The 26,184-nt window shown below is 67.1% G+C and carries 24 protein-coding genes and 1 pseudogene; 15 read left to right on the top strand and 10 right to left on the bottom strand.

All coding sequences use genetic code 11. From position 1 onward, the window contains the following. Nucleotides 1-25: 25 nt before the first annotated feature. The 3 genes from hpnE to hpnC are packed head-to-tail and all read right to left on the bottom strand — an operon-like array spanning nucleotide 26 to nucleotide 3,052. The gene (hpnE, locus tag HV681_RS13265; protein ID WP_175123510.1) at nucleotides 26-1,348 is read right to left on the bottom strand and encodes a hydroxysqualene dehydroxylase HpnE; all 1,323 of its coding nucleotides are present in this window, start codon (nucleotides 1,346-1,348) and stop codon (nucleotides 26-28) included. Further along, nucleotides 1,345-2,208, bottom strand: coding sequence for a presqualene diphosphate synthase HpnD (gene hpnD / locus HV681_RS13260; protein ID WP_175123509.1), 864 nt, complete (start codon nucleotides 2,206-2,208; stop codon nucleotides 1,345-1,347). Before hpnD ends, hpnE begins: the two co-directional genes overlap by 4 nt. A gap of 13 nt (nucleotides 2,209-2,221) precedes the next feature. After that, on the bottom strand, nucleotides 2,222-3,052 hold the full coding sequence (gene hpnC, locus HV681_RS13255; protein WP_175123508.1) for a squalene synthase HpnC: 831 nt from the start codon (nucleotides 3,050-3,052) through the stop codon (nucleotides 2,222-2,224). Between the two features lie 149 nt (nucleotides 3,053-3,201). Here hpnC and alr point away from each other — a divergent pair, with 149 nt between their 5' ends. Beyond that, nucleotides 3,202-4,329, top strand: coding sequence for an alanine racemase (alr, locus tag HV681_RS13250; RefSeq protein WP_175123507.1), 1,128 nt, complete (start codon nucleotides 3,202-3,204; stop codon nucleotides 4,327-4,329). A gap of 143 nt (nucleotides 4,330-4,472) precedes the next feature. Then, a complete protein-coding gene (locus HV681_RS13245) occupies nucleotides 4,473-5,192 on the top strand; it encodes an SDR family oxidoreductase (RefSeq protein WP_175123506.1) in 720 nt (239 codons plus the stop codon). 70 nt (nucleotides 5,193-5,262) lie between these two features. Here the strand turns inward: HV681_RS13245 and HV681_RS13240 are convergent, their stop codons facing one another. Then, nucleotides 5,263-6,234 (bottom strand): LysR family transcriptional regulator, encoded by a 972-nt coding sequence (locus HV681_RS13240; RefSeq protein ID WP_175123505.1) that lies wholly within the window; start codon nucleotides 6,232-6,234, stop codon nucleotides 5,263-5,265. A 120-nt stretch (nucleotides 6,235-6,354) separates the two neighbouring features. Here HV681_RS13240 and HV681_RS13235 point away from each other — a divergent pair, with 120 nt between their 5' ends. The 6 genes and pseudogenes from HV681_RS13235 to HV681_RS27830 all read left to right on the top strand — a co-directional run. After that, nucleotides 6,355-7,248, top strand: a complete 894-nt coding sequence (locus tag HV681_RS13235) for an MBL fold metallo-hydrolase (RefSeq protein WP_175123504.1) — start codon at nucleotides 6,355-6,357, stop codon at nucleotides 7,246-7,248. A gap of 63 nt (nucleotides 7,249-7,311) precedes the next feature. Continuing rightward, nucleotides 7,312-8,286 carry a Bug family tripartite tricarboxylate transporter substrate binding protein gene (locus tag HV681_RS13230; protein ID WP_175123503.1) on the top strand — a complete coding sequence of 325 codons (975 nt, stop codon included), beginning with the start codon at nucleotides 7,312-7,314 and terminating at the stop codon, nucleotides 8,284-8,286. Between the two features lie 112 nt (nucleotides 8,287-8,398). Beyond that, on the top strand, nucleotides 8,399-8,947 hold the full coding sequence (locus tag HV681_RS13225) for a sigma-70 family RNA polymerase sigma factor (RefSeq protein WP_254594137.1): 549 nt from the start codon (nucleotides 8,399-8,401) through the stop codon (nucleotides 8,945-8,947). Continuing rightward, nucleotides 8,947-9,930 carry a FecR domain-containing protein gene (locus HV681_RS13220; RefSeq protein ID WP_175123501.1) on the top strand — a complete coding sequence of 328 codons (984 nt, stop codon included), beginning with the start codon at nucleotides 8,947-8,949 and terminating at the stop codon, nucleotides 9,928-9,930. The genes HV681_RS13225 and HV681_RS13220 overlap by 1 nt, the downstream gene beginning before the upstream one ends. 87 nt (nucleotides 9,931-10,017) lie before the next feature. Next, complete coding sequence (locus HV681_RS13215) at nucleotides 10,018-12,444, top strand: TonB-dependent siderophore receptor (protein WP_254594954.1); 2,427 nt, start codon at nucleotides 10,018-10,020, stop codon at nucleotides 12,442-12,444. Beyond that, a pseudogene (locus HV681_RS27830) lies at nucleotides 12,390-13,592 on the top strand (PepSY-associated TM helix domain-containing protein); the annotation flags it as partial. The gene HV681_RS13215 and the pseudogene HV681_RS27830, both read left to right, overlap by 55 nt. Nucleotides 13,593-13,615: 23 nt before the next feature. Here HV681_RS27830 and hpaI read toward each other — a convergent pair. The 3 genes from hpaI to HV681_RS13200 all read right to left on the bottom strand — a co-directional run bounded on the left by hpaI (nucleotide 13,616) and on the right by HV681_RS13200 (nucleotide 15,807). Further along, the gene (gene hpaI, locus HV681_RS13210; RefSeq protein ID WP_175123500.1) at nucleotides 13,616-14,416 is read right to left on the bottom strand and encodes a 4-hydroxy-2-oxoheptanedioate aldolase; all 801 of its coding nucleotides are present in this window, start codon (nucleotides 14,414-14,416) and stop codon (nucleotides 13,616-13,618) included. Between the two features lie 40 nt (nucleotides 14,417-14,456). Then, a complete protein-coding gene (hpaR, locus tag HV681_RS13205) occupies nucleotides 14,457-14,918 on the bottom strand; it encodes a homoprotocatechuate degradation operon regulator HpaR (protein ID WP_105239511.1) in 462 nt (153 codons plus the stop codon). Between the two features lie 187 nt (nucleotides 14,919-15,105). Further along, the gene (locus HV681_RS13200) at nucleotides 15,106-15,807 is read right to left on the bottom strand and encodes a hypothetical protein (protein WP_175123499.1); all 702 of its coding nucleotides are present in this window, start codon (nucleotides 15,805-15,807) and stop codon (nucleotides 15,106-15,108) included. 418 nt (nucleotides 15,808-16,225) lie between these two features. Between HV681_RS13200 and radA the strand changes: the two genes are divergently transcribed. The 3 genes from radA (at nucleotide 16,226) to HV681_RS13185 (ending at nucleotide 18,759) form a co-directional block, all read left to right on the top strand. Further along, a complete protein-coding gene (gene radA / locus HV681_RS13195; RefSeq protein ID WP_175123498.1) occupies nucleotides 16,226-17,587 on the top strand; it encodes a DNA repair protein RadA in 1,362 nt (453 codons plus the stop codon). A 28-nt stretch (nucleotides 17,588-17,615) separates the two neighbouring features. Then, nucleotides 17,616-18,395 carry a sulfite exporter TauE/SafE family protein gene (locus HV681_RS13190; protein WP_175123497.1) on the top strand — a complete coding sequence of 260 codons (780 nt, stop codon included), beginning with the start codon at nucleotides 17,616-17,618 and terminating at the stop codon, nucleotides 18,393-18,395. 145 nt (nucleotides 18,396-18,540) lie between these two features. Continuing rightward, nucleotides 18,541-18,759, top strand: a complete 219-nt coding sequence (locus HV681_RS13185; protein ID WP_175123496.1) for a hypothetical protein — start codon at nucleotides 18,541-18,543, stop codon at nucleotides 18,757-18,759. Between the two features lie 154 nt (nucleotides 18,760-18,913). On the opposite strand, the gene HV681_RS13180 is transcribed toward HV681_RS13185, so the two are convergent. The 3 genes from HV681_RS13180 to HV681_RS13170 all read right to left on the bottom strand — a co-directional run bounded on the left by HV681_RS13180 (nucleotide 18,914) and on the right by HV681_RS13170 (nucleotide 22,050). Then, on the bottom strand, nucleotides 18,914-19,870 hold the full coding sequence (locus HV681_RS13180; protein ID WP_175123495.1) for a 2-hydroxyacid dehydrogenase: 957 nt from the start codon (nucleotides 19,868-19,870) through the stop codon (nucleotides 18,914-18,916). A 131-nt stretch (nucleotides 19,871-20,001) separates the two neighbouring features. Then, complete coding sequence (locus HV681_RS13175; protein ID WP_175123494.1) at nucleotides 20,002-20,973, bottom strand: Bug family tripartite tricarboxylate transporter substrate binding protein; 972 nt, start codon at nucleotides 20,971-20,973, stop codon at nucleotides 20,002-20,004. Between the two features lie 75 nt (nucleotides 20,974-21,048). Then, a complete protein-coding gene (locus HV681_RS13170) occupies nucleotides 21,049-22,050 on the bottom strand; it encodes a Bug family tripartite tricarboxylate transporter substrate binding protein (protein WP_175123493.1) in 1,002 nt (333 codons plus the stop codon). A gap of 235 nt (nucleotides 22,051-22,285) precedes the next feature. On the opposite strand from HV681_RS13170, the gene HV681_RS13165 reads away from it, so the two are divergent. From HV681_RS13165 to garL, 4 genes are all read left to right on the top strand, one after another. Further along, complete coding sequence (locus tag HV681_RS13165) at nucleotides 22,286-23,215, top strand: dihydrodipicolinate synthase family protein (protein ID WP_175123492.1); 930 nt, start codon at nucleotides 22,286-22,288, stop codon at nucleotides 23,213-23,215. A 114-nt stretch (nucleotides 23,216-23,329) separates the two neighbouring features. Continuing rightward, nucleotides 23,330-24,103, top strand: a complete 774-nt coding sequence (locus HV681_RS13160; protein ID WP_437340382.1) for a FadR/GntR family transcriptional regulator — start codon at nucleotides 23,330-23,332, stop codon at nucleotides 24,101-24,103. Between the two features lie 48 nt (nucleotides 24,104-24,151). Beyond that, nucleotides 24,152-25,264, top strand: coding sequence for an Ldh family oxidoreductase (locus tag HV681_RS13155; RefSeq protein WP_175123491.1), 1,113 nt, complete (start codon nucleotides 24,152-24,154; stop codon nucleotides 25,262-25,264). A 92-nt stretch (nucleotides 25,265-25,356) separates the two neighbouring features. Continuing rightward, nucleotides 25,357-26,124, top strand: a complete 768-nt coding sequence (garL, locus tag HV681_RS13150; RefSeq protein WP_056562673.1) for a 2-dehydro-3-deoxyglucarate aldolase — start codon at nucleotides 25,357-25,359, stop codon at nucleotides 26,122-26,124. Nucleotides 26,125-26,184 lie beyond the last annotated feature (60 nt).

The raw sequence follows: 26,184 nt of genomic DNA, 5'->3' as shown, positions 1-26,184 counted from the left end.
GGGCGGCTCGCCCGCCTGATGCTGTTCAGTCCGCGCGGGGATTCAGCACGCGAGCCGCCTGCAGGCCGCTGCGCACCGCGCCTTCCAGCACGCCGGGATAGCCGGTATCGGTCCAGTCACCCGCCAAGGCCAGCGTGGGCCACGGCGTCGTATTCAGCGGGCGGGTCAGGCCCGGCACGGCGGCAAACGTCGCGCGCTTTTCAATGAACAGTTCAGCCGCTGCCACCTCGGGCATCGGCGGCAGCCGCAGCGGATGCGCCGCGGCCTGTTCGGCCACCTGATCGATCAGGGCTTCAATGGTTTGCCGCCGGTTGCGTTCGCTCATGCCGATGGCAGCGCTGGCCACCACGGCCAGTTCCCCGGCCTTGGTGTCGCCCGCGAGCTGGGCGCGGTCGAACAGCCACTGGCCGGCATGGCCGCGGGCCGCATCCTCGCGCAGCATCATCATTGGCTCGGGCAGCCGCCACGGCCCAGCCAGCCGTATGTTCAGCGTGGCGATGGGCAGATAGTCGAAGGCCTTGAGTGCATCGAGCAGCCCCGTGGCGCCGGCCTCACGCAGCGGGCCGTCCAAGAGACGCGCGGCGAAGGTGGGCGGCACGGCCAGCACGGCAGCGTCAAAACGTTCCTGGTTGATGTCGATGCCGTCGGCGGACGGATGCAGCTGGCGCACCGTGCTGCCATAGCGCATGGTGACCTGTCGCGCGGCGGCGTCCGGCCATAGCGCCGACAGGTCCGTGCAGGGCAGCAGCAGATCGCTGTCTTCACGCGCGCCGGCCAGGCTGTCGCGCAGCACGCGGGCGAACAGCACCGCGCTGGCGGTGGCGATTGGCGTGTTCAACGCGGCCAGGCAAAGCGGTTCCCACATCTGCCGGATCAGCACGTCGGATTGCGCGTGATAGTGCAGCAACTGCAGCACGGTCCAGTCGCGCGGCGGCGACCAGGACATGGTCTTCAAGCCGCGCATCAGGCGCAGCATCGCAAGCCGGTCGGACCAAGACAGGCCACGTGCGCGCAGGACGGCCATGGCAATGTGCAGCGGCGCCGGCAGGCGCGGGGCGGACAGGTTGAAGCGGCCGTCCAGGCTTGCCAGCCGCAAGGGGCGCCGCATCAGCAGGGCGTCGGGGTTGCGGCCCACGCGGCGCATCAGCGCCAGGGTCTCCTTGTAGGCGCCGCACAAGAGATGCTGGCCGTTGTCGAGCGGTGCTTCAAAATCGCCGTGGAACACGCGCCGCGCGCGGCCGCCGGGGGTGTGCCCGGCCTCGAACACCGTGACCTTGGCGCCGGCTTCACGCAGGGCGACGCTGGCCGCCAAGCCGGCCCAGCCTGCACCAATGACTGCCGCCTTCACCGGGCCAACCGGCGGACCAGGCCGCGTCCGCCGCCCACCCAGGTTTTCCAGGCGAGCCAGAGTTTGCGCAAGGGGGTGAGCGAAATGCGCTGGTGCAGCACCTGCCAGTTGTCGCGCTCGATCTCGTCGAGCAGCGCATGGTAGATGGCGGCCATCATGAGTCCCGGACGCTGCGCGCGGCGGTCGGCCTCGGGCAGGTTGCTCATCGCCTCGCGGTAGAGTTCGCGGGCGCGGTCGGCCTGGAACTTCATCAGCGCGCTGAAGCGGTCGGAATACTCGCCATTCAGGATGTCCGAGGCCTTGACCTCGAACTGCTGCATGTCGTTGACCGGGATATAGATGCGGCCGCGACGGGCGTCGTCGCCCACGTCGCGGATGATGTTGGTCATCTGGAACGCCAGGCCCAGCTTTTCGGCGTAGACCAGCGTCTTGGGATCGGAATAGCCGAACACGCCGGCGGACAGCTCGCCCACGACGCCGGCCGCGTGCCAGCAATACTTGCGCAGGCCGGGCCAGTCCAGATAGCGGGTCTGGTCCAGGTCCATTTCCATGCCGTCGATCACGGCCAGCAGACGGGCGCGGGTGATCGAACAGCTTTCCAGGTGCGGCTGCAACGCGCGCGTGACGGGATGGTCGGGCTTGCCGTCGAACATCTGGTCGATCTGCGTGCGCCACCAGGCGAGCTTGATGCGCGCGAGCGACGGATCGGTGCATTCGTCGACCACGTCGTCCACTTCGCGGCAGTACGCATACAGGGCCGTGATGGCGCGCCGGCGCTCGGGAGGCAGGAACAGGAAGGAGTAGTAGAAGCTGGAGCCGCTTTTGGCGGCTTTTTCCTGGCAATACTCGTCAGGGGTCATTAGGCACGGCCTGTTACTTGATGGAGCGCCACAACATGATGGCCCAGTCTTTGGCGCCCAATTCGGGGCGATTCATGAATACATCGTAGCCGCTCGCCTCGATCCGCTCCAGGACGCGCAGCCCGCCTTGCACCACCAGGCGCAACTCCAGGCCGATGCGGCCCGGAAGGCGGCGCGCCAGCGGAGCGCCGAAGTGTAGCAGCGCGCGTGTGCGGTCAACCTGGAAGGCCATCAGCTCGCGCCACGCCGGCGTAAGCCGGCAGGCGGCCAGGTCTTCATCCGACACGCCGTGGCGGCGCAGGTCTTCCTGCGGGAGGTAGACGCGGTGCTTGTGCCAGTCCACCCGCACGTCCTGCCAGAAGTTCACCTGCTGCAGGCCGGTGCAGATGGCGTCGGACTCGGTGATGTTCTGCGGCGTGCTGGCATCGAAGAGGTGCAGCATCAGTCGCCCGACCGGGTTGGCCGAGCGGCTGCAGTAATCCATGAGGGTGGTGTAGTCCTCGTAGCGCTTGACCGTCAGATCCTGCTCGAAGGCGGAAAGGAGGTCGTAGAACGGCGTGATCGGCAACTGGTGCCGGGCGATCGTCTGCGCCAGCGGCCCGAAGATGTCGGACAGGGGCGGCAGGCCCGGCGCCGGGGGCGTGCCGGGTTCGGCGCCGATGCGGTGCAGCTCGGTGCGGAACGTGGCGAGCTGGGCCAGGCGCTCCTCGTCGGTCGCGCTGCCTTCGTCGGCAATGTCGTCCGCGGCGCGGGCGAACCGGTAGATATCGGTCACGGCGCCGCGCAGCCTGCGCGGCAACAGCAGCGAGGCAACGGGAAAGTTCTCGTAGTGATCGATGGACATAAAAAGAGGCCAGTGGGCAGGAATGGACCTGCAAAGACGGCGTAAAGCGGAAAACGGTCTCATTTTAGAGTAGTCGCCCGCGCTTGATCCGGCGCGCCGCCGCCGGGGGCGGCGATCAGTTAGACTTGGACGCCACAGGATCCCACACCATGCCGCGCCCAATATCCGCCACCGTTTCCGTTTCCGCCCTTGCGCACAATCTGGCCACCGTGCGCCGCCACCTGGACCAGACCGCCGCCGCGGCCGCCGGGCTGCCGCCGTCGATCTGGGCCGTCATCAAGGCCAACGCCTACGGCCACGGTATCGAGCAGGCGGTGGCGGGCTTTTCCAAGGCGCAGGGCCTGGCCATGCTGGACCTCGAAGAAGCCGTGCGTTGCCGCGAGGCCGGCTGGGGCGGGCCGATCCTGCTGCTGGAAGGCTTCTTCAACCCGTCCGACCTCGACATCGTCGACCGCTACCATCTCAGCAGCACGGTCCACCACCGCGACCAGCTCGACATGCTGGCCCGGGCCCGCCTTTCCCGGCGCGTGGACATCATGCTCAAGCTCAACAGCGGCATGAACCGGCTGGGTTTCAGCCCGGCGGCGTTTCCCGCCGCCTACGAGCGCGCCGCGCTGCTGCAACAGCAGGGCACGCTGGGCTCGGTCGGCAAAATGACCCACTTCGCCTGCGCGGATGGTCCGCAAGGCGTGAACGAACAGCTCAGCGTCTTCAATTCGGTGACGCATAAGCTGCCCGGCGCGATCAGCGTGTGCAACTCGGCCGCCGCCCTGCGCTTTGCCGACATCGCCGTCGGCTCCGAAAGCCAGACGCACTGGGTGCGGCCGGGCATCTGCCTCTATGGCGCGTCGCCCTTTGCGGATGCCGACGCCTCCTCGTTCGGCCTGAAGCCCGCCATGTCGCTCAGCTCCGAAATCATTGCGGTGCAGGAAATCAAGGCCGGCGACTCCGTCGGCTACGGCGCGCTGTTCCGCGCCGAACGCGCCATGCGCATCGGCATCGTGGCCTGCGGCTACGCCGACGGCTATCCGCGTCACGCCTCCACCGGCACCCCGGTCGTGGTGGCGGGTATCCGGACCCAGCTGCTGGGACGGGTGTCCATGGACATGCTGGTCGTGGATCTGGGGCCCGTGCCGTCCGCCGGGGTCGGTTCGCCCGTGTCGCTATGGGGCGAAGACGGCCCCTCGGTGGACGAAGTCGCCAGCGCGGCCGGCACCATCGGCTATGAACTGCTGTGCGCCCTGGCGCCGCGCGTGCCGGTCACCCGGGACGTCTGATCCCCCCCCGCGCTACGGCGTCCAGGGGGCAAGAATTGCTACGCAAATTACAAGACACGCGGCGCCGGATGGTGTCTACTTTGGAAACGGGGCGCTCAGGCGCCCGTTTTTGACCAAGAAAACAGACTGCGAGGTTTCAATCCATGAAGGACAAATGCGTGCTCATTACGGGCGCCACCAAAGGCATAGGCTGGGCGCTTACTCAGCGGTTGTCCGACATGGGCTGTCACGTGGTTGGCATCGCGCGCAACACGACCGACGTCGATTTCCCGGGCTACCTGTACGCCTGTGATCTGGCCGACGCCGGCCGCACCGAAGAGGTCCTGCGCGAAATCCGCGAAAAATTCCCGGTCGACGCCGTCGTCAATAATGTGGGCATCGTGTCGCCCCAGCCGCTGGGCGAAATCGATCTGGCCACCCTGTATAACGTGCTGGACCTGAACGTGCGCGTGGCGGTGCAGGTCACGCAGGCCTTCATCGAATCCATGAAGGTGCGCCGCGCCGGCCGCATCGTCAACGTGGTCAGCCGCTCCATCCACGGCGCGCTGGACCGCACCGCGTATTCGGCCGCCAAGAGCGCGCTGGTGGGCTGCACCCGCACCTGGGCGCTGGAACTGGCCGAATACGGCGTAACGGCCAATGCGGTGGCGCCGGGCCCCATCGAAACCGAAATGTTCCGCGCCACCCGGCCCGCCGGCAGCGACAACGAAAAGCGCGCGCTGGCTTCCGTGCCCATGAAGCGCCTGGGCACCCCGGCCGAAGTGGCCGCGGCCATCGCCTTCCTGCTGTCGGACGACGCGGGTTTCATTACCGGACAGGTGCTGGGCGTGGACGGTGGTGGCAGCCTGGCTGGCCGCTCCTGAACTTTGCCGCTGCATGGATCAGCAACGCACCTTCGGGTGCGTTTTTTGTGCCTGGCGGGCGCGCCGTTCTTCAATCGCGCGTCGCCGGCGCGTCCTGCAAGGCGCCGGCTTCGTGGCGCAAGGCGTCCAGGAAATGCGTCAGCGCCGCGGTCGGTTCCACGTGCGCCCGCTGCACGACGCCCACCGCCGGCAGGCTCCAGTCCGGTTTGAACTTCAGGATCGCCAGCACGCCCAGGTCCGCGTAATGATGCGCGACGGCGCGCGGCATGGCGGCCAGCATATCCGCGCCGCGCAGCAGCACTTCATTGGCCAGCAGCGACACCGATTCGGCGACGGGGGCGGGCAGCGCCATGCCCTGTTGCGCGAAATAGGCGTCGATCCGCTGGCGCAACGGCGCATCGGGCGGCGGCAGAATCCAGTCCTGGCGCACAAGCGTGGATGCAGTGATGCGGGTCGACCGCGCCAGCGGATGCCCCTTGCGCGCCACCACGCATATCGGCTCCTCGTACAGCACTTCGGTGCGGAACACTGCCTGGGCGGCATCGAGCATCAAGCGGCCCAGCACGCAGTCCAGTTCACCGCGGGTCAGACTGTCCAGCAGCGCGTCGTGCGCGCCCTCGTGCAGCATGACGGTGACGCCTGGATGATGTTCGCGCAATCGCTGAATGGCGCGCGGCACGAGCACGGGCAGGGCCACCGGCTGCACCCCGACCCGGATGCGGCCGCGCGCGCCGGCTGCCAAGGCGGCGATCTCGTTGCGCGCGCCCGCCAGGTCGGCCAGCAGCACATCCGTCTTGCCCGCAAGCGCCTGGCCGAAGGCGGTCGGCGTGATGCCCCGCCGCGAACGCACGAACAACGGGACGCCGAACATGTCCTCCAGTTCCAGCAGTAGCTTGCTGGCGGCGGGCTGGGTCATGCCCAGCCGCGCCGCGGCCTTGTGGACGCTGCCCAGCGCGTGTAGCGCGTGCAGCAGGTCAAGGTGGCGAAGGCGCAGGCGTCCGCTGATGTGGCGCAGGTCGGGAATGCGGGGGCTGGCGGGCATGGCGCAGTGATTCCTAGCGGTTTTCACAGCATTCTAATAATTGATCGTTCGGTATGCACCCCGTTCCTATACTGGTTTCGTGCTCACGCGAGCCCATGCTTCTGACCAGAGAGGATGCCGATGAAGATCACCATGCTGGGGACGGGCGCGGCGTTGCCCGATCCTGACCGGGCGCAGTCCGCCATTCTGCTGACGCTGGACGATGACCGGCACTACCTGTTTGACTGCGGCGAGGGTGCGACGCGGCAGATGGTGCGCGCCAACGTCGATCCTGCCAAGGTGGGGTTTGTTTTCCTGACCCACCTGCACCACGACCACATCTGCGACTACCCGTATTTCGTCATCTCAAGCTGGATTCTGAACAAGGAAGGCTCTCCGCTGGTGCTGGGCCCGAAAGGCACAAAGCATTTCGTGGACCACTTGTTCGAGAACGGCGCGTACCACACCGATTTTCAGGCGCGCGCCGCTTATCCCGTGCGCCAGCGCAACCTGGAGGCGATGCGGCCCCAGGTGCGCGAGGTGAGTCCCGGCGTGGTGTTCGAGGACGACAAAGTGCGCATTTCGGTGGATTGGGTGGAGCACATCCCGCGCGACGTCTGCGAGTGCTTCGGCGTGCGCGTCGAGGCCGAAGGCAAGGTCATCGCCTTCAGCGGGGATACCGCACCCTGTGAGGCGATGGTGCGCCTGGCCAAGGATGCGGACCTGCTCATCCACGAATGCACCTTTCCCGAGTCTTTCATCGCGCACCGCGCCAAGACCGGTGTCGGCACCTACGCGCACACCAGCCCGACCGACCTGGGCAAAATCGCACGCGAGGCCAATGTGAAGAGCCTGGTGGCCACCCATTTCGGTCACTTCGATTCGACCAGCCCGGTCCTCAAGCGCGCGGCGGCCAAGCATCTGCCCGTGGAACTCATGGGGCCGCACCTGATGGACGAGATCGTGGCGGACATCCGCAAGCACTACCCGGGGCCGCTGCGTCTGGCCCACGATCTGATGCGTATCGACCTGTAGCACCCGCAACGTTGCAAGGCCGGCCGCCCGGGCAGCGCCGCCGGGACGGCCAGGGAGATCACGATGCCGTACCGAGCTTGTGCCGTATCCATCCTGGCAGCGCTTGCCCCGGCCCTCATGCCGCCCGCTGCAAGCGCGCAATATCCCGAGCATCCCATCCGCGTGGTGCTGCCATACGCGCCGGGCGCGGCGGGCGACATCGCCTTGCGGCAGATCCAACCGCTGCTCGAAAAGCGGTTTGGCCAGCCCGTGGTGGTCGACTACAAGACCGGCGCGGGCGGCAACATCGGCATGCAGGACGTGGCGCGCGCCAAGCCCGACGGATACACGCTGGTGCTGGGCGCCGCCAACAATTTCGTTATCAATCAGTTCCTGTATCGCAAGCTGGGCTTTGATCCGCTGACGGATCTGGAACCGGTGGGCAAGCTGGCGGACGTGCCGGCCTTCGTCTATGTCAGCGCCCAGGCGCCGGGCACCGACTGGCGGCAATTCCAGCAGTACGCGCGCGCGCATGCAGGCAAGCTCAATTACGGCTCGCCCGGCATGGGCACGACGCCGCATTTGTCGGCGTACCGCCTGTCGAAAGCCATGGGCGCGGACATGACGCACATTGCCTATCGGGGAGCGGCACCCGGTGTACAGGCGCTCCTGGCCAACGAGGTGCAGCTCTACATCGGCGGCTACAGCGTCGCGGCCGCCTACGTGCCGCAGGGCAAGGTCCGGGCACTGGCTGTAGCATCGCCCGAACGGTTTGCCGCCTTGCCCGACGTGCCCACGGCGAAAGAGGCCGGCATGCCGGACGCGGTGCAGGGCAACTGGTGGGGCTTTGCCGCGCCGAAGGGCACGCCGGCCGACCGCGTCGCGCGGATTGCTGCCGTCTTGCACGAGGTGCTGGGTTTGCCCGAGGTGCGGCAGGCCTTTCTCGCGGGCGGCTTCGTCCCTGGTCTCGACACGCCGGCGTCGTTCGGTGCGGTGTGGCGTGACGAGGCCCGGCAATGGGAAACCGTGGTGCGCGAGTCGGGCGTGGTGCTGGACTGACGCCGCGCGGTGCCGACGTTCGGGTGGCGCGTGTTGCAACGTCCATCGCCGGAGTGGCCACCCCGCCGGGCTTGTATAATAATAACTATCATTTCCATTTTGGATGCTCGCCGTGTCGGACCGAGAGCACGCAGTTGGCGCATCGCTTTCCGCCCTGTACACCGCGCATTGCGGCTGGTTGCAGAATTGGCTGAATCGCCGTCTTCAGGACAATCACCAGGCCGCCGACCTGACGCAGGACACCTTCCTGACCTTGCTGGTGCGCCGGCACGCCATCGCGGATGTGCGTGAGCCTCGGGCATTCCTGACCACCATCGCGCGCGGCCTGCTGATCGATTTCTGGCGGCGCCGGGACATTGAACTGGCCTGGGCCGAAACGCTGGCCGCGCGTCCCGAGATCACCCACCCATCCCCCGAAGTGCAAGTCCAGGCGCTCCAGGCGCTGGTCGAGATCGACCGCAAACTGCATCGCCTGGGCGTGCGCGCGCGCGCCGCTTTCCTGATGCACCGCATCCACGGCATGACGCATCCCGCCATTGCAGCAGAGCTGCGCGTGTCCGAGCGGACGGTGCGCAACGACATCGCGCAGGCCATGCTGTGCTTTTTGCTCGATACGGACCTGCAACCCGCTGGTGTGCATGGCGAAGAGGCAGGACGTTGATGGGCGCCGTCGCCGTCGATCCGCGCATTCTTGAGGCTGCCGCGCAGTGGTATGCCCTGCTGAGCTCGGGGGCGGCCAGCGAGCAGGAGCGCGCACGCTGGCAAGCGTGGATGGACGCGGACAATGCGCATCGCCGGGCGTGGCAACGCGTCGAGGATGTGGGCGCTCAGTTCGATGCGCTGGTCGCCCAGCCGATGGGACGTGAGGCCAGCCTGGCCAGCCTTAATGCCGCCGCGCAGGGCCGGCGCGAGCGCCGCCGGCTGCTGACGGTTGCGCTGATTGCAGGCGCGACGGGATTGCTGGGCCTGGGCATTGCGCAGTCGCCAGCCGGCCGTCGAACCTGGGCGGTCTGGCAGGCGGACCTGGTTACACCGGTGGGCGGATCGAAAGAAATCCGGCTTGCCGACGGCACGCTGATCCAACTCAATACCGATACCGCAGTGAAGGTCGACTACACCCGCGACCAGCGCCGCCTGGTGCTGCTGCGCGGCGAGATCATGATCGCTACCGCGGCCGACCCCGGGCGCACCTTCGTGGTGGACACGCCAGAAGGGCGGTTGCAGGCGCTGGGTACGCGGTTCAACGTGCGCAGCCTTGACGGCGAAACCACGCTCGCCGTGCTGGAGGGCGCGGTGCAGGCGCATTTTGCGGGGGCGCCGCCCGCCGGGATTCGAGTCGATGCCGGCATGCGGATGCGTGGCGGATCGCAAGGCATGGACGCGCCGGCAGCGCTGCGGGCCGACGATCACAACTGGACACGCGGCATCGTGCAGTTCGAGGAGGCGCCGTTGGCGCGGGTGATCGCGGAACTGGCGCGTTACCGCCGCGGGCATCTCGGCTGTGCCGATGACGTGGCGGCGCTGCCCGTGACGGGCACGTTTCCCCTGCATGACAGCGATCGCGCGCTGCGCCTGCTGAGCCAGGCACTGCCCGTGCGCATCAGCCAGCCGCTGCCGTGGTGGACGACCCTCCAAGCTCGCTGAACCCTCGCAGTTACAAATTAGTTTGCCGCTTTTGCCGCGCTCATCCGGCCTATGGGCAATTCAACACCCATATCGCGGATTCGTGGCATGACCAACCCCCTCACTGTTTTCCCCAACCTTCCGCGCCGCCGCGCGCGCATCGCCCCGCTGGCGCTTGCCATCGGCGTGATGCTGAGCGGCGGGGCGCCCCTGGGCGTCGTGCACGCGCAGTCCATCCAGACGCAGGTCCGCGACTACGACATCCCGGCCGGACCGTTGAGCCAGGTGCTCAATCTGTTTTCCGCCGAAGCCGGCCTCTTCGTCAGCGGCCACGGCGATCTGAGCAGCGGCCGGCAGAGCCCCGGCGTACGCGGCCGGTATACGCCCGAGGCCGGGATGGCCGCGTTGCTGACCGGCACTGGTCTCGTGGCGGAACGTCTGCCCGATGGCGGCTTCGTCCTGCGGCAAGGCCGCCAGGACGTGACGCTGCTGGAGCCGATTGCGGTGACCGCCCAGATCGAACGCCCGGATGGCCCGGTGCTGGGCATCGCCGCCACGAACAGCGCCACGGCCACCAAGACCGATACGCCGATCATCGAAACGCCGCAGTCGATCTCGGTGGTGAGCGCCGCGCAGATCAGTGATCAGAAGGCGCAGAACCTGCAGCAGGCGCTGGGCTATACGCCCGGCATCATGCCCGGCATCGTCGCCAAGAGCTCGATGTTCGAAGACACGATGAGCATCCGCGGCTTCGAAGCCAACCCGCAGACCGGCAGCTATTACCGCGACGGCATGCGCTACATGATCAATCAGTACAACGGTAAGCAGGAGCCGTACGGACTGGAGCGGGTGGAGGTGCTGCGCGGGCCGTCATCCGTGCTGTATGGCGCCGCCGCGCCGGGTGGCATCGTCAACACCGTGACGAAGCGTCCGCCCGGCGAAACGATGGGCGAGATCAATCTGGACGGCGGCAGTTTCGACCGCCGTCAGGTGTCGGCGGACATCGGCGGTCCGATCGATGAGGCCGGCGTGTGGTCCTATCGCCTGACCGGCCTGTTCCGCGAGAGTAAGCAGTTCATCGACTACAGCGCCGACGATCGCACCTACATCGCGCCCGCGTTGACGTGGCGCCCGTCAGCGGCCACCTCGGTCACGCTGCTGGCCAACTATCAGCGCAGCAAGACGATCAATCCGACGGAGGTGCCGGTCACCGGCTCGCTCTGGACCAACCCGAACGGACAGGTTCCGCGTTCGCGCTTTCTGGGCGAGCCCAACAACAACCGCTTCGATGTCGAATCGACGTCGTTGGCCGTGCTGATCGAACATGCGTTCAATGACACGCTGAAGTTCCGCCAGTCGATGCGCTACTACGACGCGGACCTGACGATGCGCTACGTGCTGCTGCAAGGCGACGTGGACGCCGCGACGCAGCGCAGGGTGGCGCGTTCGGCACGCGGTTTCGATGACCGCACTACGGTGCAGACGATCGATACCAACATCGAAAAGCGATTTGAAACGGGGCCCGTGACGCAGACGATTCTTGCGGGCTTCGATTACACGCGCTCCACCTACAACAGCGACCGCCTGCGCGGCAATCTGCGGCCCATCGACGTCTTCGATCCGGTGTATATGCCCGGCGATGTCGTGGTCCTGCCCTGGCAGCAGCGCCGCAACACCGAGCATCGCCTTGGCATCTACCTTCAGGATCAGTTGAAGATCGCGGACAAGGTGGTGGTGCTGCTGGGTGGACGGTATGACAACGTGCGCGCCGAGAACCGCGCCTTGCACGCGCCGTCCACCAATTCGAACGACAAGGACACCGCCTTCACCGGCCGCGCCGGCGTGGTGTATCTGGCGGACAATGGTCTGGCGCCGTACGTCAGCTTCAGCCAGTCGTTCGAACCCACCAGCGGACGCGACCGCACCGAGGGCGCCTTCGAGCCCAGCCGCGGGACGCAGTACGAAGTCGGCATCCGATATCAGCCCGCCGGACAAGACATCATGCTGAGCGCGGCGCTGTTCAACCTGGAGCGCAAGAACGTGCTCACGCCGGATCCGGTGGATCCGACCTTTCTGGTGCAGACCGGCAAGGTGCGCTCGCGCGGCCTGGAGCTCGAGGCGCGCGCACGCGTCACGCCGCAAATCGATGTGATTGCCGCCTACACCTACACCGACGCCCGCGTGGTCAAGAGCAATCTGCCGGGCGAAGAGGGCGAGCGCTTCAACACGCCTCTGCACGCTGCTTCTCTGTGGACCGACGTGAACCTGTCGGAGTGGGTGCTGATGGGACTCAAGGCCGGCGCCGGCGTGCGCTATGTCTCGGCGCGTCCCGACCGGCCGTCCAGCGGTTCGCTCGGCGGCGCCGGCTACACGCTGATCGATGCGCGCGTCAGTTATGAAAGCGGCCCGTGGCTCTACGCGCTCAACGTCACCAACCTGACGGACAAGACCTACATTCCGTCGATCTGCTACGGCGGCGTGTGCGACTACGGCGAGCCGCGCCGCATCATCGGCACGGTGAGCTACCGCTGGTGAACGTGCGCGCCGCGCTGCTGCGGCTGCATCGCTGGACCGGCCTGGTGCTGGCCGGCTTTCTATGCCTGGTGGCGCTGACCGGCATCCCGCTGGCGTGGTACGACACGCTGGACGCCGCCACCGCGCCGGCCTTGCATCGCGTGGCGCCGCCTTCGGCGGATGCCGCGCGGCTGGACGCGTTGACCCTGCGGGAACACGTCGCCCGGCTCGCGCCAGCCGCGGCGATGCCCGCCACGCCGCTCGGCGGACAGGACGGCCGCAGCGTGCCGTTCCCGGTCTGGCTGCACGAGGAAGGCGCGGGCGCGCCGGTGCTGCACGAGGTCTTCGTCCACCCGTACTCCGGCGCCATTCTGGGCCAGCGCCGCTGGGGCGATCTGCGGGAAGGGCTGCGCAACCTGATGCCGTTCCTGCATCGGATCCACACGGCCCTGCTGTTCGAGGGTATCGGCGAGCTGTTGCTCGGCATCGTCGCCTTGGCGTGGACGCTGGATGGATTTGTGGGCGCGTGGCTCACGCTGCCTGCCCGGCCCCGAGCGCGCAAGCCGGCGTCCTCCGCGTGGCAGCGCTGGGCACCCGCCTGGCGCATCCGCTGGCGGGGCGGTCCGCATAAGCGCAACTACGATCTGCATCGTGCCGGCGGGCTGTGGCTGTGGGCAGCGCTGACGCTGATGGCATGGAGCAGCGTCGCGCTGAACCTGCCCTCCATTTACGATCCGGTGATGCGTGCCGGTCTGAGCTATCAGGCCGATCCCCGGCGCGGCGCGGCCGTGGCGGCCGGTGACCCGATGCCGCCCGCGCAGGCCCGCGACGCCGGGCGGCGGCTGATGGCGGAACTGGCTGCCCGCGAAGGCTTCGTCGTGCTCGGCGAACACTGGCTGGCGCTGGATGCGCGCCGCAAGCTGTATCGGTACAGCGTGCGCAGCAGCCGGGATCTGCGCACGCGCAGCGGCGCGACGTCGGTCGTGTTCAATGCGGTGAATGGGCAGCTCGTGGGCAGCCATCTTCCAACGGGCAGGGCCGCCGGCGATACCGCCAAGCATTGGCTGACCAGCCTGCACATGGCGGCGTTCTGGGGCTGGCCGTTGCAACTGATGGTGGCGCTGGTCGGCGTGGTTACGCTGGCGCTAAGCGTGACCGGGGTCTGGCTGTGGTGGACGCGCCGCCGCGCACGTCAGTACGGACCCTTGCTTGCGCCGACGGCGGCCAGTTCCTTGAACTCGCCGGCCAGCGCCTCGGCCGCGCGCGCCAGCAGTACGGCGTCCACGCCCACCGCCACGAAGGTCGCGCCCAAGGACAGGTAATGCTTGGCCTGCGTCACGCCGCTGTGCAGGATGCCTGCCGCCTTGCCGGACCGCACGATGCGCGCGATGGCATCGTCGATGGTCTTCTCGACCACGGGATGCTCCGGCTGGCCCAGGTAGCCCATGCTGGCCGACAGGTCGGCGGGTCCGATAAAGACACCATCCACGCCGTCCACGGCCAGGATCTCGTCAAGCGCCGCGATGCCGTCCGGGGTTTCGATCTGCACCAGCACGCACATCTGGTCGTTGGCGCGTTCAAGGTAGTTGGGAATGCGATTCCAGCGCGACGCGCGCGCCAGCGCACTGCCCACCCCGCGGATGCCCTGCGGCGGATAGCGCACGGCAGCAACCGCGGCGGCCGCTTCCTGCGCCGATTGGATCATGGGCACCAGCACCGTCTGCGCGCCGGTGTCCAGGATCTGCTTGATCTGGACGGGGTCATTCCAGGCCGGACGCACCACGGGGGCAACCGGATACGCCGCCACGGACTGCAATTGGGCGAGGGTGGAGTCGAGCGTATTGGGCGCGTGCTCGCCGTCGATCAGCAGCCAGTCGAACCCGGCGCCCGCAAGGATTTCCGAGGTGTAGGCGCTGGCCAGGCCGGCCCACAGGCCGATCTGGGGTTTTCCGTCGCGCAGGGCTTGCTTGAACGTATTGGTCAGGAGGTCCATGGACTGGGGATCGCGTGGAGGGAGGAGGGGGGATTGACGTTCAGGGCGTACCGGCATCGCGGGTGGGGCCGTCGCGCTTGATGAGGTCGACCATGGCGTCCACATCGGTGTACAGGCGCTCCAGCAATTCCTTGCCGATCCTTTCTTCGATTTCCTGGTACTTCGCGTCGACCTGGGGCCGCATGCGGTCGATGAGCTTGTTGCTTTTGGCGGTCAGGGAGATTTCCTGGCGGCGCTGGTCGGCGCTGGACCGCGTGCGCTTGATGAGCCCTTGCTCTTCCATGCCGGCCAGCATGCGCGTGAGGCTGGGGCTCAGGATCTGACAGGCCCGGGCGATCTGATTGGGTTCCAGCGAGCCTACCTCGCTCAGCGTGCGCAAGACCCGCCATTGCTGTTCGGTGACGCCGGCTGCGTGCAGGATGGGGCGGAAATGCGCCATCAGCGTTTCGCGCGCGTAGAGCAGCAAATGGGGAAGATTGCGGTGGTGGAAGCTCGGACTCATGGCGGCTATGTTAGCAAGAAGCCGCCCAAAAAATGCTCAATTATTCAGGCCTGAACGCGGCCTGCCCCGGCGCGGCGGCGGGCCGGGGCAGGGGCAGGTCAGGGGGGCGGACCAGCGGCGCAGTCAGGCCGCAGTCAGGAGGCAAAGCCAAGGCCGCATTGGGACTGGCGAGGGCCAGTCCCGGACGTCACGCCGGGTTCTGGCGGGACAGTTCCTGCAGGTCGTCGGGCAGCGCAAAATCGGGCGCGCCCCGCTGCAGCTCGCGCAACGCCTGCACGGCGTCTTCTTCGCGGTCGTCCACGATCAGGCCGCGGATCTGGGCCACGCGCGCCTCGATGTCCTGTTCGGTAAAGGCTGCAACCTGCTGTGCTTCTGCCGGGGCCTCCTGCGCGGCTGCCTGCGCGGATTCCTGCGCAGCCGTTTCAGGGGCCGCGGGCTCGGCGGGTGCTGCGGCCGCGGCGGATTGCGCCGCTGCAGGATGGGTCGAGACGGGTTGGGTCGATGCAGGTTGCGACACCGCCGGCTGTGCCGGGACGGCTGGTTCCTGTTGCAGCGCGACGACGCGGCGCAGGGGCGACGGATCGCTGGCCGGCGCGGCGGACGCGGAAGGCGCAGTCTGCGCGGCGTCGCTTTCCTGTACAGCCACCAGTTGCATCTGAGGCTCGGTGTCCTCGATGGCCTCGCGCATGTCGGTCCATGCAAACAGGCCTGCGACCATCACGGCGCAGGCGGCGGCGCCCCAACCGGGATGCCAGCTATGGCCGGGGTGCCATCTGCGTCGTACCGCGGCATCCAGTTCCGGATTGGCGCCGGGACCCGGCTTGCGGTACAGGGCGCGCAGATCCCGTTCATCGTCTTCGTCAAAAGGGGGGCGATAAGTAATGCTCATGCGCGTACTCCTCGCACATACGCCGGGTGGCACAGCGTATCCGCGTTCGACCTTTGCGAGCGCCGCGCCGGTGGTCCGGCGTCTGGTCGTGCTGGGGTCATGTTCCGGTTTGAGCGGTCTCGTGAAAGGCCGCGAGTGATTGCGCCGCGATTCCCCACGCAGTGCGTCGCAAGGACGTCCGTCGTGGAGTATGCCGTCCGGTCGGGACGGTTCGACAATATGCGCTGCACCTGGCGATTATGCGCGATTTGAAACGGATCGGGCAGGAAATTTCTTCTGTTTGCATCATGTAACCACTGCGCTGCGTGGTTTGTGAAAGCTGTCTGAAAGAAATGCCTTTCGCCCGTGCGCAATCGGTGTGCCAAAACGATCTCGGTACTGGCGCAGCGCCCGCAGGTTGCCGGGTACACTTTCGCGCATGGCAAAAACCCGAACCGTATATGTGTGCGCCGATTGCGGCGGCACCACCCCCAAGTGGCAGGGAAAATGCCCGCACTGCAACGCGTGGAACACGCTTGAAGAAACGGTGGAATCGTCCGCGCCCGCGGCCGCTGCCCATCGTTATGCGCCGCTGGCCTCGTCCAGCCCGGTGCGCAGCCTGTCCGAAATCGAGGCCCGCGAAACTCCGCGCACGCCCACCGGCCTGGACGAATTCGACCGCGTGCTCGGTGGCGGGCTGGTGGCCGGCGCGGTGGTGCTGATCGGCGGCGACCCCGGCATCGGCAAGTCGACGCTGCTATTGCAGGCGCTGGCTTCGCTATCAGAATCCACCAACGTGCTGTACGTCACGGGCGAAGAATCCGCCGAACAGGTCGCGCTGCGCGCGCGCCGGCTTGGCCTGCAAACCGGCAACGTCAATTTGCTGGCCGAAATCCGTCTCGAAGCCATCCAGGCCGCGGTGTCGGAACAGAAGCCGTCGGTTGCCGTCATCGATTCGATCCAGACGCTGTACAGCGGCGAACTCACCGCGGCGCCGGGCTCGGTCTCGCAGGTGCGCGAATGTGCCGCGCAGCTGACGCGGCTGGCCAAGCAGACGGGCATCGCGATCGTCATGATCGGCCACGTCACCAAAGACGGCGCGCTGGCCGGCCCGCGCGTGCTGGAACACATCGTGGATACCGTGCTGTATTTCGAGGGCGACACGCATTCGTCGTTCCGCCTGGTGCGCGCGTTCAAGAACCGCTTTGGCGCCGTCAACGAACTGGGCGTGTTCGCCATGACCGACCGCGGCTTGCGCGGCGTGGCCAATCCGTCCGCCTTGTTCCTGTCTCAACACGAACAGCAGGTCGCGGGCTCGTGCGTCATGGCCACGCAGGAAGGCACACGCCCGTTGCTGGTCGAAATCCAGGCGCTCGTCGACAGTTCCCATGCGCCCAATCCGCGCCGCCTGACGGTCGGCCTGGAAGGCAACCGGCTTGCCATGCTGCTGGCCGTGCTGCACCGGCATGCGGGCGTGTCCACCTTCGACCAGGACGTGTTCGTCAACGCGGTGGGCGGCGTGCGCATCACCGAACCCGCGGCCGACCTGCCGGTACTGCTGGCCATCATGTCTTCGCTGCGCGACCGGCCGCTGCCGCGCGGTCTGATCGCGTTCGGCGAAGTCGGTCTGGCCGGCGAGATCCGTCCCGCCCCGCGCGGGCAGGAGCGCCTGCGCGAAGCCGCCAAGCTCGGCTTTTCGGTGGCCCTCATCCCCAAGGCCAACGCGCCGCGCCAGCCCATCGAGGGCCTGGAGATCTGGGCGGTGGACCGGCTGGACGCGGCACTGGAAAAGCTGCGCTGATGCGTGGCGTCGTTGGTTGGAGCAATACGTGAGTCTGTTCGTCATCGCCGCATGCCTGGCCGCCGGCTGCATGATCGGTTTCATGGGCGGCGTGCTGGGCATCGGGGGCGGGCTGATCGCCATTCCGGCCCTGGTCCTGCTGATGGGCATGTCGCAGCAGCTCGCGCAGGGCACGGCGCTCATCATGGTCTTGCCGACCATCATGATGGCCGTGCGCAAATACAACCAGCAGACGCGCATCGACAAGCGCGTCGCGTTGGCCGGTGCGGCGGGCGCCGTGGTGTTCACATGGGTGGGCGCGCAGATGGCGCTGGGCATCGACTCGACCTTGCTGCGTCAGAGCTTCGCGGTGTTCCTGTTCTTCATAGCGCTGTTCTACGTCTGGCAGACGTGGCGCGCCTCGCGCCCGGCGGCCCACCACGCACCGCGGCCGACACGCGCCACGCCCGTCTTCACGCCGCGGCGCGCCAGCGTGCTGGGCATGCTGTGCGGCACGCTTGGCGGGTTCTTCGGCGTGGGCGGCGCGGTGCTGGCCGTTCCCATCATCACATCGGTCTTCCGCCTGCCGCAGACCGCCGCGCAAGCGCTCGCGCTCAGCATGGTGATTCCGGGCTCGATGATCGCGCTCGTCACCTACACATGGGCAGGGCAGGCCAACTGGATGGTCGGCGCGCCGCTCGCGATCGGCAGCCTCATCTTCGTGCCCATCGGCGTGCGGCTTGCGTACCGACTTCCTGAACGCAAGCTGAGAGCTTGCTTTGCGCTGATGTTGTTTGCGACGGTGGCGTTGTTGGCGTTTGAGGGCTAGCAACAAATCTTGAGAGACCGAAAAATTGTGGTTCGGCGTTGAACCTTCTGGATGGGCAAGCTTCCAACCGCATACGGGCCTAGCGGCATCGTGCCGCCCCGTAACGGAAAAGGGCATATGCCCTTCACCAACCAGGAGTACTTACATGACGACTCACTCCCGCATTGCTGCGTTTCTTTCCACTTCGGCCCTGTGCCTTGGCCTCGCTGCCGCGCCGTCGGCGTTCGCGGCTGGCGCCAGCAAGACCGGCGACACCAAGACCCAGGCGCATCACAAGCATCACAAGGCTGACAAGTCATCCGCCAAGCATTCAGCAGGCGCAGCGACCAACCACAAGTCCGGCGCCACGACGCCGACCAAGTAACCGCGCCGGGCGGCGACGCCCACGTTCCTTTGCGCGACAAAGACTGACCGGACACGCGGGGGCCGGAAAGTCGAAAGCCTCTCGGTATGGGCGCCGAGAGGCTTTTTCATTTCTGCTTCAAGCCGCGCGCCATGCCGGCGGCGGCCGCATTCGCTTATTCCACTGGCGTGATCACGCGGCCGTTCTCGAAGAACGACTGCAGGTTCTCCAGCATCATGTCTTCCATTGCCAGACGCGTTTCCTCGGTGGCGCTGCCGATGTGCGGCAGCAGCACGGCCTTGTCGCTCTTGATCAGCGCTTCCGGCACCTTGGGCTCGTGCTCGAAGACGTCGAGCGCGGCGCAGCCCAGCTTGCCGGCTTCAAGCGCGGCGACCAGCGCCGTCTCGTCGATGACCGGCCCGCGTGCAATGTTGACGATGATGCCCTTGGGTCCCAACGCCTCGAGCACCTCGCGGTTCACCAGGTGGCGCGTGCTCGGTCCGCCGACGGTTGCCACGATCAGGAAATCGGCCCACTTGGCCAGGTCCGTCAGCGAGGCCTCGTAGCCATAGTCGACGTCGTCGCGCTTTCTGCGGTTGTGATAGCGCACGTCCATGTCAAAGCCCGTACCGCGCTTGGCGATGGCTTCGCCGATGCGGCCCAGACCCACGATGCCCAGTTTCTTGCCGCTGACGCGCAGCCCCAGCGGAATGCTGCCGTGCACCTGACCCCATTGGCCGGCGCGCACGAAGCGTTCGCCCTGGCCCATGCGGCGCGCGCCTGCGATCAACAGGCCCCAGGCCAGATCGGCCACGCAATCCGTCAACACGTCCGGCGTATTGCTGACCAGCACGCCACGCTTGCGCGCGGCGTCGACATCGATCGTCTCGTAGCCCACGCCCCAGCTGCAGATGGCCTTCAGGTCGGGCAGCGCGTTGATGAGTTCGGCGTTGGCGCCGAAATTCGCGGACGTGACGACGGCGGTGACGCCTTTGCCATGTTCGGCCAGCGCGGCCTTGCGATCCGGGTACTTCCACAATTCGATGACGTCATAGCCGTCGGCCAGGCGCTTGTTGGCGGAGGGAGAGCCGGCCAGCGAGCCGACCTGGATGATGCGTTGCTTGGTGGTCATGTTGTCGTACGGTTGGGTGGCGAAGGGTTCATGCTACTTGATTCATGCAGAAGACCGCGGGCCCGCCCCGCATCCGCGGGATCGGGACGGGCCGCGGACGAAAGATGCCCGGCTTCGGGCATCCCGCCGCTTTACTCGAGCTGGATGTTGGCTTTCTGGATCACGTCCTTCCAGCGCTTGACCTCGGCCTGCTGGAATTCCGCGAACTGCTGCGGCGTGTTGGCGACCACTTCAAAGCCCAGGCCTTGCAGCGTCTTCTGCGTCTGCGGTTCGCGCAGCGCGGTGCGCAAGGCCTCGGCCAGCTTGTCGACGACCGGCTGCGGCGTACCCTTGGGCACGGCAAAGCCCTGCCAGGAATACACGACCATATCTTTGATGCCGGCCTCGGCCAGCGTCGGCACGTCGGGCAGGTCGGTCGCGCGCGTGTCGCCCGTGATGGCCAGCGCCTTCAGCTTGCCCGCCTTGATGTGGTTCTGCACCGCGCCCAGATTCTGGAAGGACACGTTGACCTGGCCGCCGATCAGGTCCGCGATGGCGGCGCCGCCGCCCTTGTACGGCACGTCGACGCCGGTGCTTTGCGTGCGCTGGCGGAACAGCACGGCCGACAGGTGATCCGACGAGCCTGTGCCCGACGAGGCGTACGACACGCGGTTCGGATTCTTCTTGGCGTAGTCCACCAGCTCGGCCACGGTGCTGGCCGGAAAGGACGTGGCCGCGACCAGCACGTTGGGATTGCGCACTGCCTGCGTCAGGTAGGTGAAGTCCTTGCTGGGGTTGTACGACAGATTCTTGTACAGCGCTTCGTTGATGGCGAAGGTACCGATGGAACCGACCATCATGGTGTAGCCGTCGGGCGTGGAGCGGGCCAGCGCCTGCGCCCCGATCGCGCTGTTCGCGCCCGGCTTGTTCTCGACGACGAAGGTCTGCCCCAGGATCTTCGCCAGCGCCGGCGTGACCGAGCGCCCGGTGATGTCGGAAGAACCGCCTGGCACGAAGGGCACGATCATGGTGACGGGCTTTTCCGGGTAACCGGCGGCAAGGGCCGCCGGCGACCCAAGCACAACGGCGCCCGCCGCGAGTACGGCGCTGATCAGTTTGTTCATGGTGTCTCCTGGTTCGCGTGATGATGAAGAGCCCGCCGCTCACGCGTTGCGGACGGGCCCCGGATCGGCGCAGGGTCAGTCGACCTTGGCGCCGGATTTCTTCACAACGTCGGCCCACTTGACGGTTTCCTGGGCCATGAACTGCTTGAACTGGGCGGGCGTGTTGCCGGATGGGGTCGCGCCTTGCGCCTGAAGCTGTGCGCGCACGGGCTCCTGCTGCAAGGCCGCCGCCACGTCGCGCTGGACCTTTTCCACGATGGCGGGCGGCGTGCCGGCCGGCGCCAGCAGACCGAACCAGCTCGAGGCCTCGTAGCCCTTGACGCCGGCCTCAGCCATCGTGGGCACGTCGGGCAGGGCGGGCGAGCGGTTGGCGGTCGTCACGGCCAGCGGGCGCAGTTTGCCGGCCTTGATGAAGCCCATGGACGAGGGGAGATTGTCGAAGATCAGGTCCGCCTGCCCGGCCATCACGTCGGTGAGGGCGGGGCTGCTGCCCTTGTAGGGCACGTGCGTCATGCGCGTGCCGGTCATGCTCTGGAAGAGTTCGCCCGACAGATGCGTGGAAGTGCCGTTGCCCGTGGACGCCATGTTGACGCTGTCGGGATTGGCCTTCAGGTATTTGATCAGGTCCGCCACGTTGCGGATGCCGTGCTTGTCGGCGAACTTGGGGTTGACCTCCAGGATGTTGGGCACCGGGATCACCAGCGTCACCGGCACGAAGTCCTTGACCGGGTCATAGGGCAGCTTGGCGTACACGGACTGATTGATGGCGTGGGTGCTGACCGTGCCCATCAGGAAGGTATAGCCGTCGGGCGTGGCGCGCGCGGCTTCGGCCGAGCCGACATTGCCGCCGGCGCCCGCCTTGTTGTCGACCACCACGGGCTTGTTCCAGCTCTTGCCCAGTTCGGCCGCCACGACGCGCGCGGCGATGTCGGCAGTGCCGCCGGCGGGGAAGGGCACGATGATCTTGACTTCGCGTTCGGGGTAGTCCGCGAAGGCCGGCGAGGCCGGCAGGGCAAAAGCGGTGGCCGTCAGCAGGGCGGCCGCAATAAACCGGCCTCGCACAGGGGCTGCATGCATGGAATTCGTCTCCTCGGTGTGCGCGTGGCCGCGCATCGTTTCTGGGGGTATTCCGCTCCCGGCGCGCCGGGAGCTCAAAGCCGCATGCGGCCCGCGCCTCATGCGACTTGTGTGCTGCCGAACTACTTGTAAAACAAATATAGGTATTGAGCTATAGCTTGTCAACCAAGTATACTTTTTTCACCTTACTTATCTGACAACCGCACTGACAACCCACCCGCCAGGAGCCCCTTCCATGAAAACCACCCCGGTCACCGCCCAGGATCTGCAGCGCTCGGTCATCGCCGTGCCGCCGCTGGCCCGCAACGCCGATCTGTCGCTGAACGAAGCGGCCAACAAGACGCTGCTCGGCCACCTGGAAGCGGGCGGCGTGCGCAACGTCATGTATGGCGGCAACGCCAACTTCTACAACGTGGGTGTGAGCGAATATGCACGCATCGTGGACATGCTGGCAAGCCTGGCGGGTCCGGACACCTGGATCCTGCCCTCGGTGGGGCCCGACTACGGCAAGATGATGGACCAGGCCGCCATCCTGCGATCGCGCGCCTTTCCGACCGCGATGCTGCTGCCCATGTCCTTCCCCTATACCGACGCCGGGCTGGCCGACGGCGTGCGCCGCTTCACGGATGCGCTGGGCAAGCCTGCGGTGGTCTACATCAAGTCGGCCGACTACCTGGCCCCGGAAACCGCGGCACGTCTGATCGAGGAAGGGCGTCTCGTCGCCTTCAAGTACGCCGTCGTGCGCGACAACCCGTCCGAGGACGCCTACCTGTCCGCGCTGCTGCAAGCCGTGGATTCGCGCTGGGTCGTCAGCGGCATCGGCGAGCGCCCGGCCATCGTCCACTACCGCGAATTCGGCCTGAAGAGCTTCACGTCGGGATCCGTCTGCGTGGCGCCGCGCGGTTCGATGCGCCTTCTGCATCTCTTGCAGGAAGGCCGCTTCGACGAAGCTGAAGCCGTGCGTGAGCAATACATGGGCCTGGAAGACTGCCGCGACGGCATCAGCCCCATTCGCGTGCTGCACGATGCCGTGACGCTGTCGGGCGTGGCGGACATGGGCCCGATGCTGCCGCTTCTGACTGGCATCTCCAGCACCGAACGCGAACGCGTGGCGCCCGTGGCGCGCGCGCTGGCCGCCTGGGACCGCGAAACCGCCACGGCATGACCGCGTGCGGCGCAGCGGACGCAATGCGGGTACGATGAGCGCCGTCCGCGCATCGCAGCAGTCTTTCAGGGCCTGTCCTCCGCGCGAGGGCAGGCCCTACTACCAGGAGTTTCCGTGGCTCGACCCAAAGCATCCCCCTCATCCACGCCGCACGCGCCCGACGAGGCGCAAGCGCCCGCCGCGCCGGTGCTGGAACGCGGGCACCGGGTGCGGCTGGCGGACCAGCTTTACGGGCAGATCTTCGAACAGATCGTGTCCGGCGGACTGAACGTCGGCGACAAGCTGCCGTCCGAAAACGAAATCTCCGAACGCTTCGGCGTGTCGCGGCCCGTCGTGCGCGAAGCCTTGCTTCGCCTGCGCGCCGACGGCCTCATCACCGCGCACCAGGGCCTGGGCACTTTTGTCAGCCACCAGCCTGCGCCGCGCCTGAAAGCCTTCAACGATGTGCAGAATGTCAGCGCCTATCTGCGCGCCCAGGAAGTGCGTGTGGCGCTGGAGGGCGATGCCGCGCGCCTGGCCGCGCTGCGGCGCACCGACGATCAGCTTGGAAAGATTGCCGACGCTCACGCCGCGTTTGCCGACTCGCTGGCAAAGGGACAAGTGTCCGCCGAAGCGGATCTGGCCTTTCATGCCAGCATTGCCGAGGCCAGCGGCAACGACTTCTATCTGGGCGTGCTGGAAAGCATCCATGAGTCCATCAGCGGCTTCATGCGACTGACGCTCAACCTGACGCGCACCGGCTCGCGCCAGCGCGCGCAGCGCGTTGTGGACGAACATGCCACCATCCTGGACGCCATCCGCGAACAGGACGGCGAACGCGCGCGCGTCGCCATGCAATTCCATCTGGGTCAGGCGCGGCACAGACTGGTCGACCGCGACCGGGACTGACACCGCTGCCGACGCCCGCCTCACCTACAAGACGACAGGAGACAGACAGTGTCAGGGAACGGAGCAAACGCCACGGCCGTGCCGGTGGAGCAGGTGCGAGAACAGATCCTGCAGGTGCTGATGGCATGGGGCATGGCCGAAGACCTTGCCCACATCACCGCGGGCCTGATGGCGCGCACGGACCTGCTGGGCATCGATTCGCATGGCATCTCCATGCTGCCCGCCTATGAGGACAAATGGCGCGCCGGCACGCTGCGGCTGGACGCACGGGCCCGCGTGGTGCGTGACGGCGGCGCCAGTGCGCTGATCGACGGCATGGGTGGCCTGGGCTATCCGGTCGCCGCGCAGGCCATGAACCTGGCCGTGGACAAGGCGCTGGAACACGGCGTGGGCGCTGTCTCGGTCTGCAACTCGCACCACTTCGGCGCGGCCGGCGTCTATGCGCGCATCGCCGTCGAGCGCGGCGTGGTGGGACTGGTCACCAGCAGCGCCAACGGCGTCATCATGGTGCCCACGCGCGGCGCGATGCCGATGCTGGGCACCAATCCCATCGCGTTCGGTGCGCCCGCCGCCTACAACGAACCCTTCGTGCTCGACATGGCGACGACGACCGTCGCGGCCAACAAGGTCAAGGTCTACGACTTCCTGGACAAGCCGCTGCCGCCGGGCTGGGCGGTGGACGGGCAGGGCGCGCCGGTCACGGACGCGGATGCGGCCATGCAGTACATCTTCAAGCGCCCCGAGGGCGGCCTCACGCCGTTGGGCGGCACCACCGCCATGAGCAGCCACAAAGGCTATGGCCTGGCGATGATGGCGCAGATCCTGGGCGGCACGCTCAGCGGCAGCGCGTTCGCTGCGCGGCGTGCGGGCACGCGCCGCCCCGGCGAGCCCGACGACGTCGGACATTTCTTTTTGGCGCTCAACCCCGACGCCTTCCGCGCGGCCGGGTCGTTCGAAACCGACATGGACGACATGATCGACGCCATGCACGACACGCCGCCCGCCGATCCCGCCGAACCCGTGTTGGTGGCGGGCGAGCCCGAAGCGGCCGAGCGCATGCGCCGGCTGCGCGAGGGCATCCCGATTCCCGCAGCGCTGGCCGAACGCCTGCGCGGCATCTGCGAGCGCGCTGGCACGCCGTATCTGCTGGATCCCGCCTGACCGGTCGTGGCCCGCGCGCAAGAAGCCCGGGGCGCTTTGCGTTCCCGTGGCCATCGGATTCCAAGTTCACTTTTCAAGACATGAGGTCAGCAATGAATTCACCTCTTCCCAATCGTTTCCGGCAACGCATCCTGGCCCGCGAGCGGCTCATCGGATTCTGGATGTGCATGTCCAGCCACATCACCGCCGAACTCGTCGGCCTGGCGGATTTCGACTGGCTGCTTCTGGATGGCGAACACTCGCCCAACGAGGTGCCGATGTTCCTGCAGCAGCTCCAGGCCCTGCAGGGCAGCGCCAGCGCGGCCGTGGGGCGTCCGTCCTGGAATGATCCGGTCGAGATCAAGCGCCTGCTGGATATCGGTTTCTACAACCTGCTGATTCCCTTCATCGAATCCGAAGAAGATGCGCGCCGCGCGGTGGCCGCCACGCGCTACCCGCCGCAAGGCATTCGCGGCGTGGCGGGCGCGATGCGCAGCAACCGCTACGGCACGGTGCCGGATTATCTGCACACCATCAACGACAACATCTGCGTGCTGCTGCAGATCGAAAGTCGTCCCGGCATCGAGGCGGTGGACGAGATCGCCGCCGTCGAAGGCGTGGACGGCGTGTTCATTGGCCCGTCGGACCTTGCTGCGGCATTGGGTCATATTGGCAACCCCGGCCACCCCGAGGTGCAGGAGGCGATCCGCCACCTGCATCAGCGCGTGACCGCGCAAGGCAAGGCGGTGGGCATTCTGGCGCCCGTGCATGCCGACGCGCGCCGTTATCTGGACATGGGGATGCACTTCGTGGCCGTGGGGACCGACCTGGGCGTATTCAAGCAGGCGACCTTCGCGTTGCGCGAGGCGTTCCCGACCTGATGTCTTGATGCGCCAGGCCCCCGTGGGGGCGCTGGCCGTTGCGAGCGAAACCGCGACGCC

Source organism: Achromobacter animicus (assembly GCF_902859585.1).
Taxonomy (GTDB): Bacteria; Pseudomonadota; Gammaproteobacteria; order Burkholderiales; family Burkholderiaceae_B; genus Achromobacter; species Achromobacter animicus.
Note: the sequence above shows the minus strand (reverse complement) of the source record. Positions and strands in the feature narration are given on the sequence as shown.

Coding starts and splice junctions, on each gene's coding strand:
- hpnD (WP_175123509.1), bottom strand. CDS start 2,208: ATGACCCCTGACGAGTATTGCCAGGAAAAAGCCGCCAAAAGCGGCTCC.
- hpnC (WP_175123508.1), bottom strand. CDS start 3,052: ATGTCCATCGATCACTACGAGAACTTTCCCGTTGCCTCGCTGCTGTTG.
- alr (WP_175123507.1), top strand. CDS start 3,202: ATGCCGCGCCCAATATCCGCCACCGTTTCCGTTTCCGCCCTTGCGCAC.
- HV681_RS13245 (WP_175123506.1), top strand. CDS start 4,473: ATGAAGGACAAATGCGTGCTCATTACGGGCGCCACCAAAGGCATAGGC.
- HV681_RS13240 (WP_175123505.1), bottom strand. CDS start 6,234: ATGCCCGCCAGCCCCCGCATTCCCGACCTGCGCCACATCAGCGGACGC.
- HV681_RS13235 (WP_175123504.1), top strand. CDS start 6,355: ATGAAGATCACCATGCTGGGGACGGGCGCGGCGTTGCCCGATCCTGAC.
- HV681_RS13230 (WP_175123503.1), top strand. CDS start 7,312: ATGCCGTACCGAGCTTGTGCCGTATCCATCCTGGCAGCGCTTGCCCCG.
- HV681_RS13220 (WP_175123501.1), top strand. CDS start 8,947: ATGGGCGCCGTCGCCGTCGATCCGCGCATTCTTGAGGCTGCCGCGCAG.
- HV681_RS13215 (WP_254594954.1), top strand. CDS start 10,018: ATGACCAACCCCCTCACTGTTTTCCCCAACCTTCCGCGCCGCCGCGCG.
- hpaI (WP_175123500.1), bottom strand. CDS start 14,416: ATGGACCTCCTGACCAATACGTTCAAGCAAGCCCTGCGCGACGGAAAA.
- hpaR (WP_105239511.1), bottom strand. CDS start 14,918: ATGAGTCCGAGCTTCCACCACCGCAATCTTCCCCATTTGCTGCTCTAC.
- HV681_RS13200 (WP_175123499.1), bottom strand. CDS start 15,807: ATGAGCATTACTTATCGCCCCCCTTTTGACGAAGACGATGAACGGGAT.
- radA (WP_175123498.1), top strand. CDS start 16,226: ATGGCAAAAACCCGAACCGTATATGTGTGCGCCGATTGCGGCGGCACC.
- HV681_RS13185 (WP_175123496.1), top strand. CDS start 18,541: ATGACGACTCACTCCCGCATTGCTGCGTTTCTTTCCACTTCGGCCCTG.
- HV681_RS13180 (WP_175123495.1), bottom strand. CDS start 19,870: ATGACCACCAAGCAACGCATCATCCAGGTCGGCTCGCTGGCCGGCTCT.
- HV681_RS13175 (WP_175123494.1), bottom strand. CDS start 20,973: ATGAACAAACTGATCAGCGCCGTACTCGCGGCGGGCGCCGTTGTGCTT.
- HV681_RS13170 (WP_175123493.1), bottom strand. CDS start 22,050: ATGCATGCAGCCCCTGTGCGAGGCCGGTTTATTGCGGCCGCCCTGCTG.
- HV681_RS13165 (WP_175123492.1), top strand. CDS start 22,286: ATGAAAACCACCCCGGTCACCGCCCAGGATCTGCAGCGCTCGGTCATC.
- garL (WP_056562673.1), top strand. CDS start 25,357: ATGAATTCACCTCTTCCCAATCGTTTCCGGCAACGCATCCTGGCCCGC.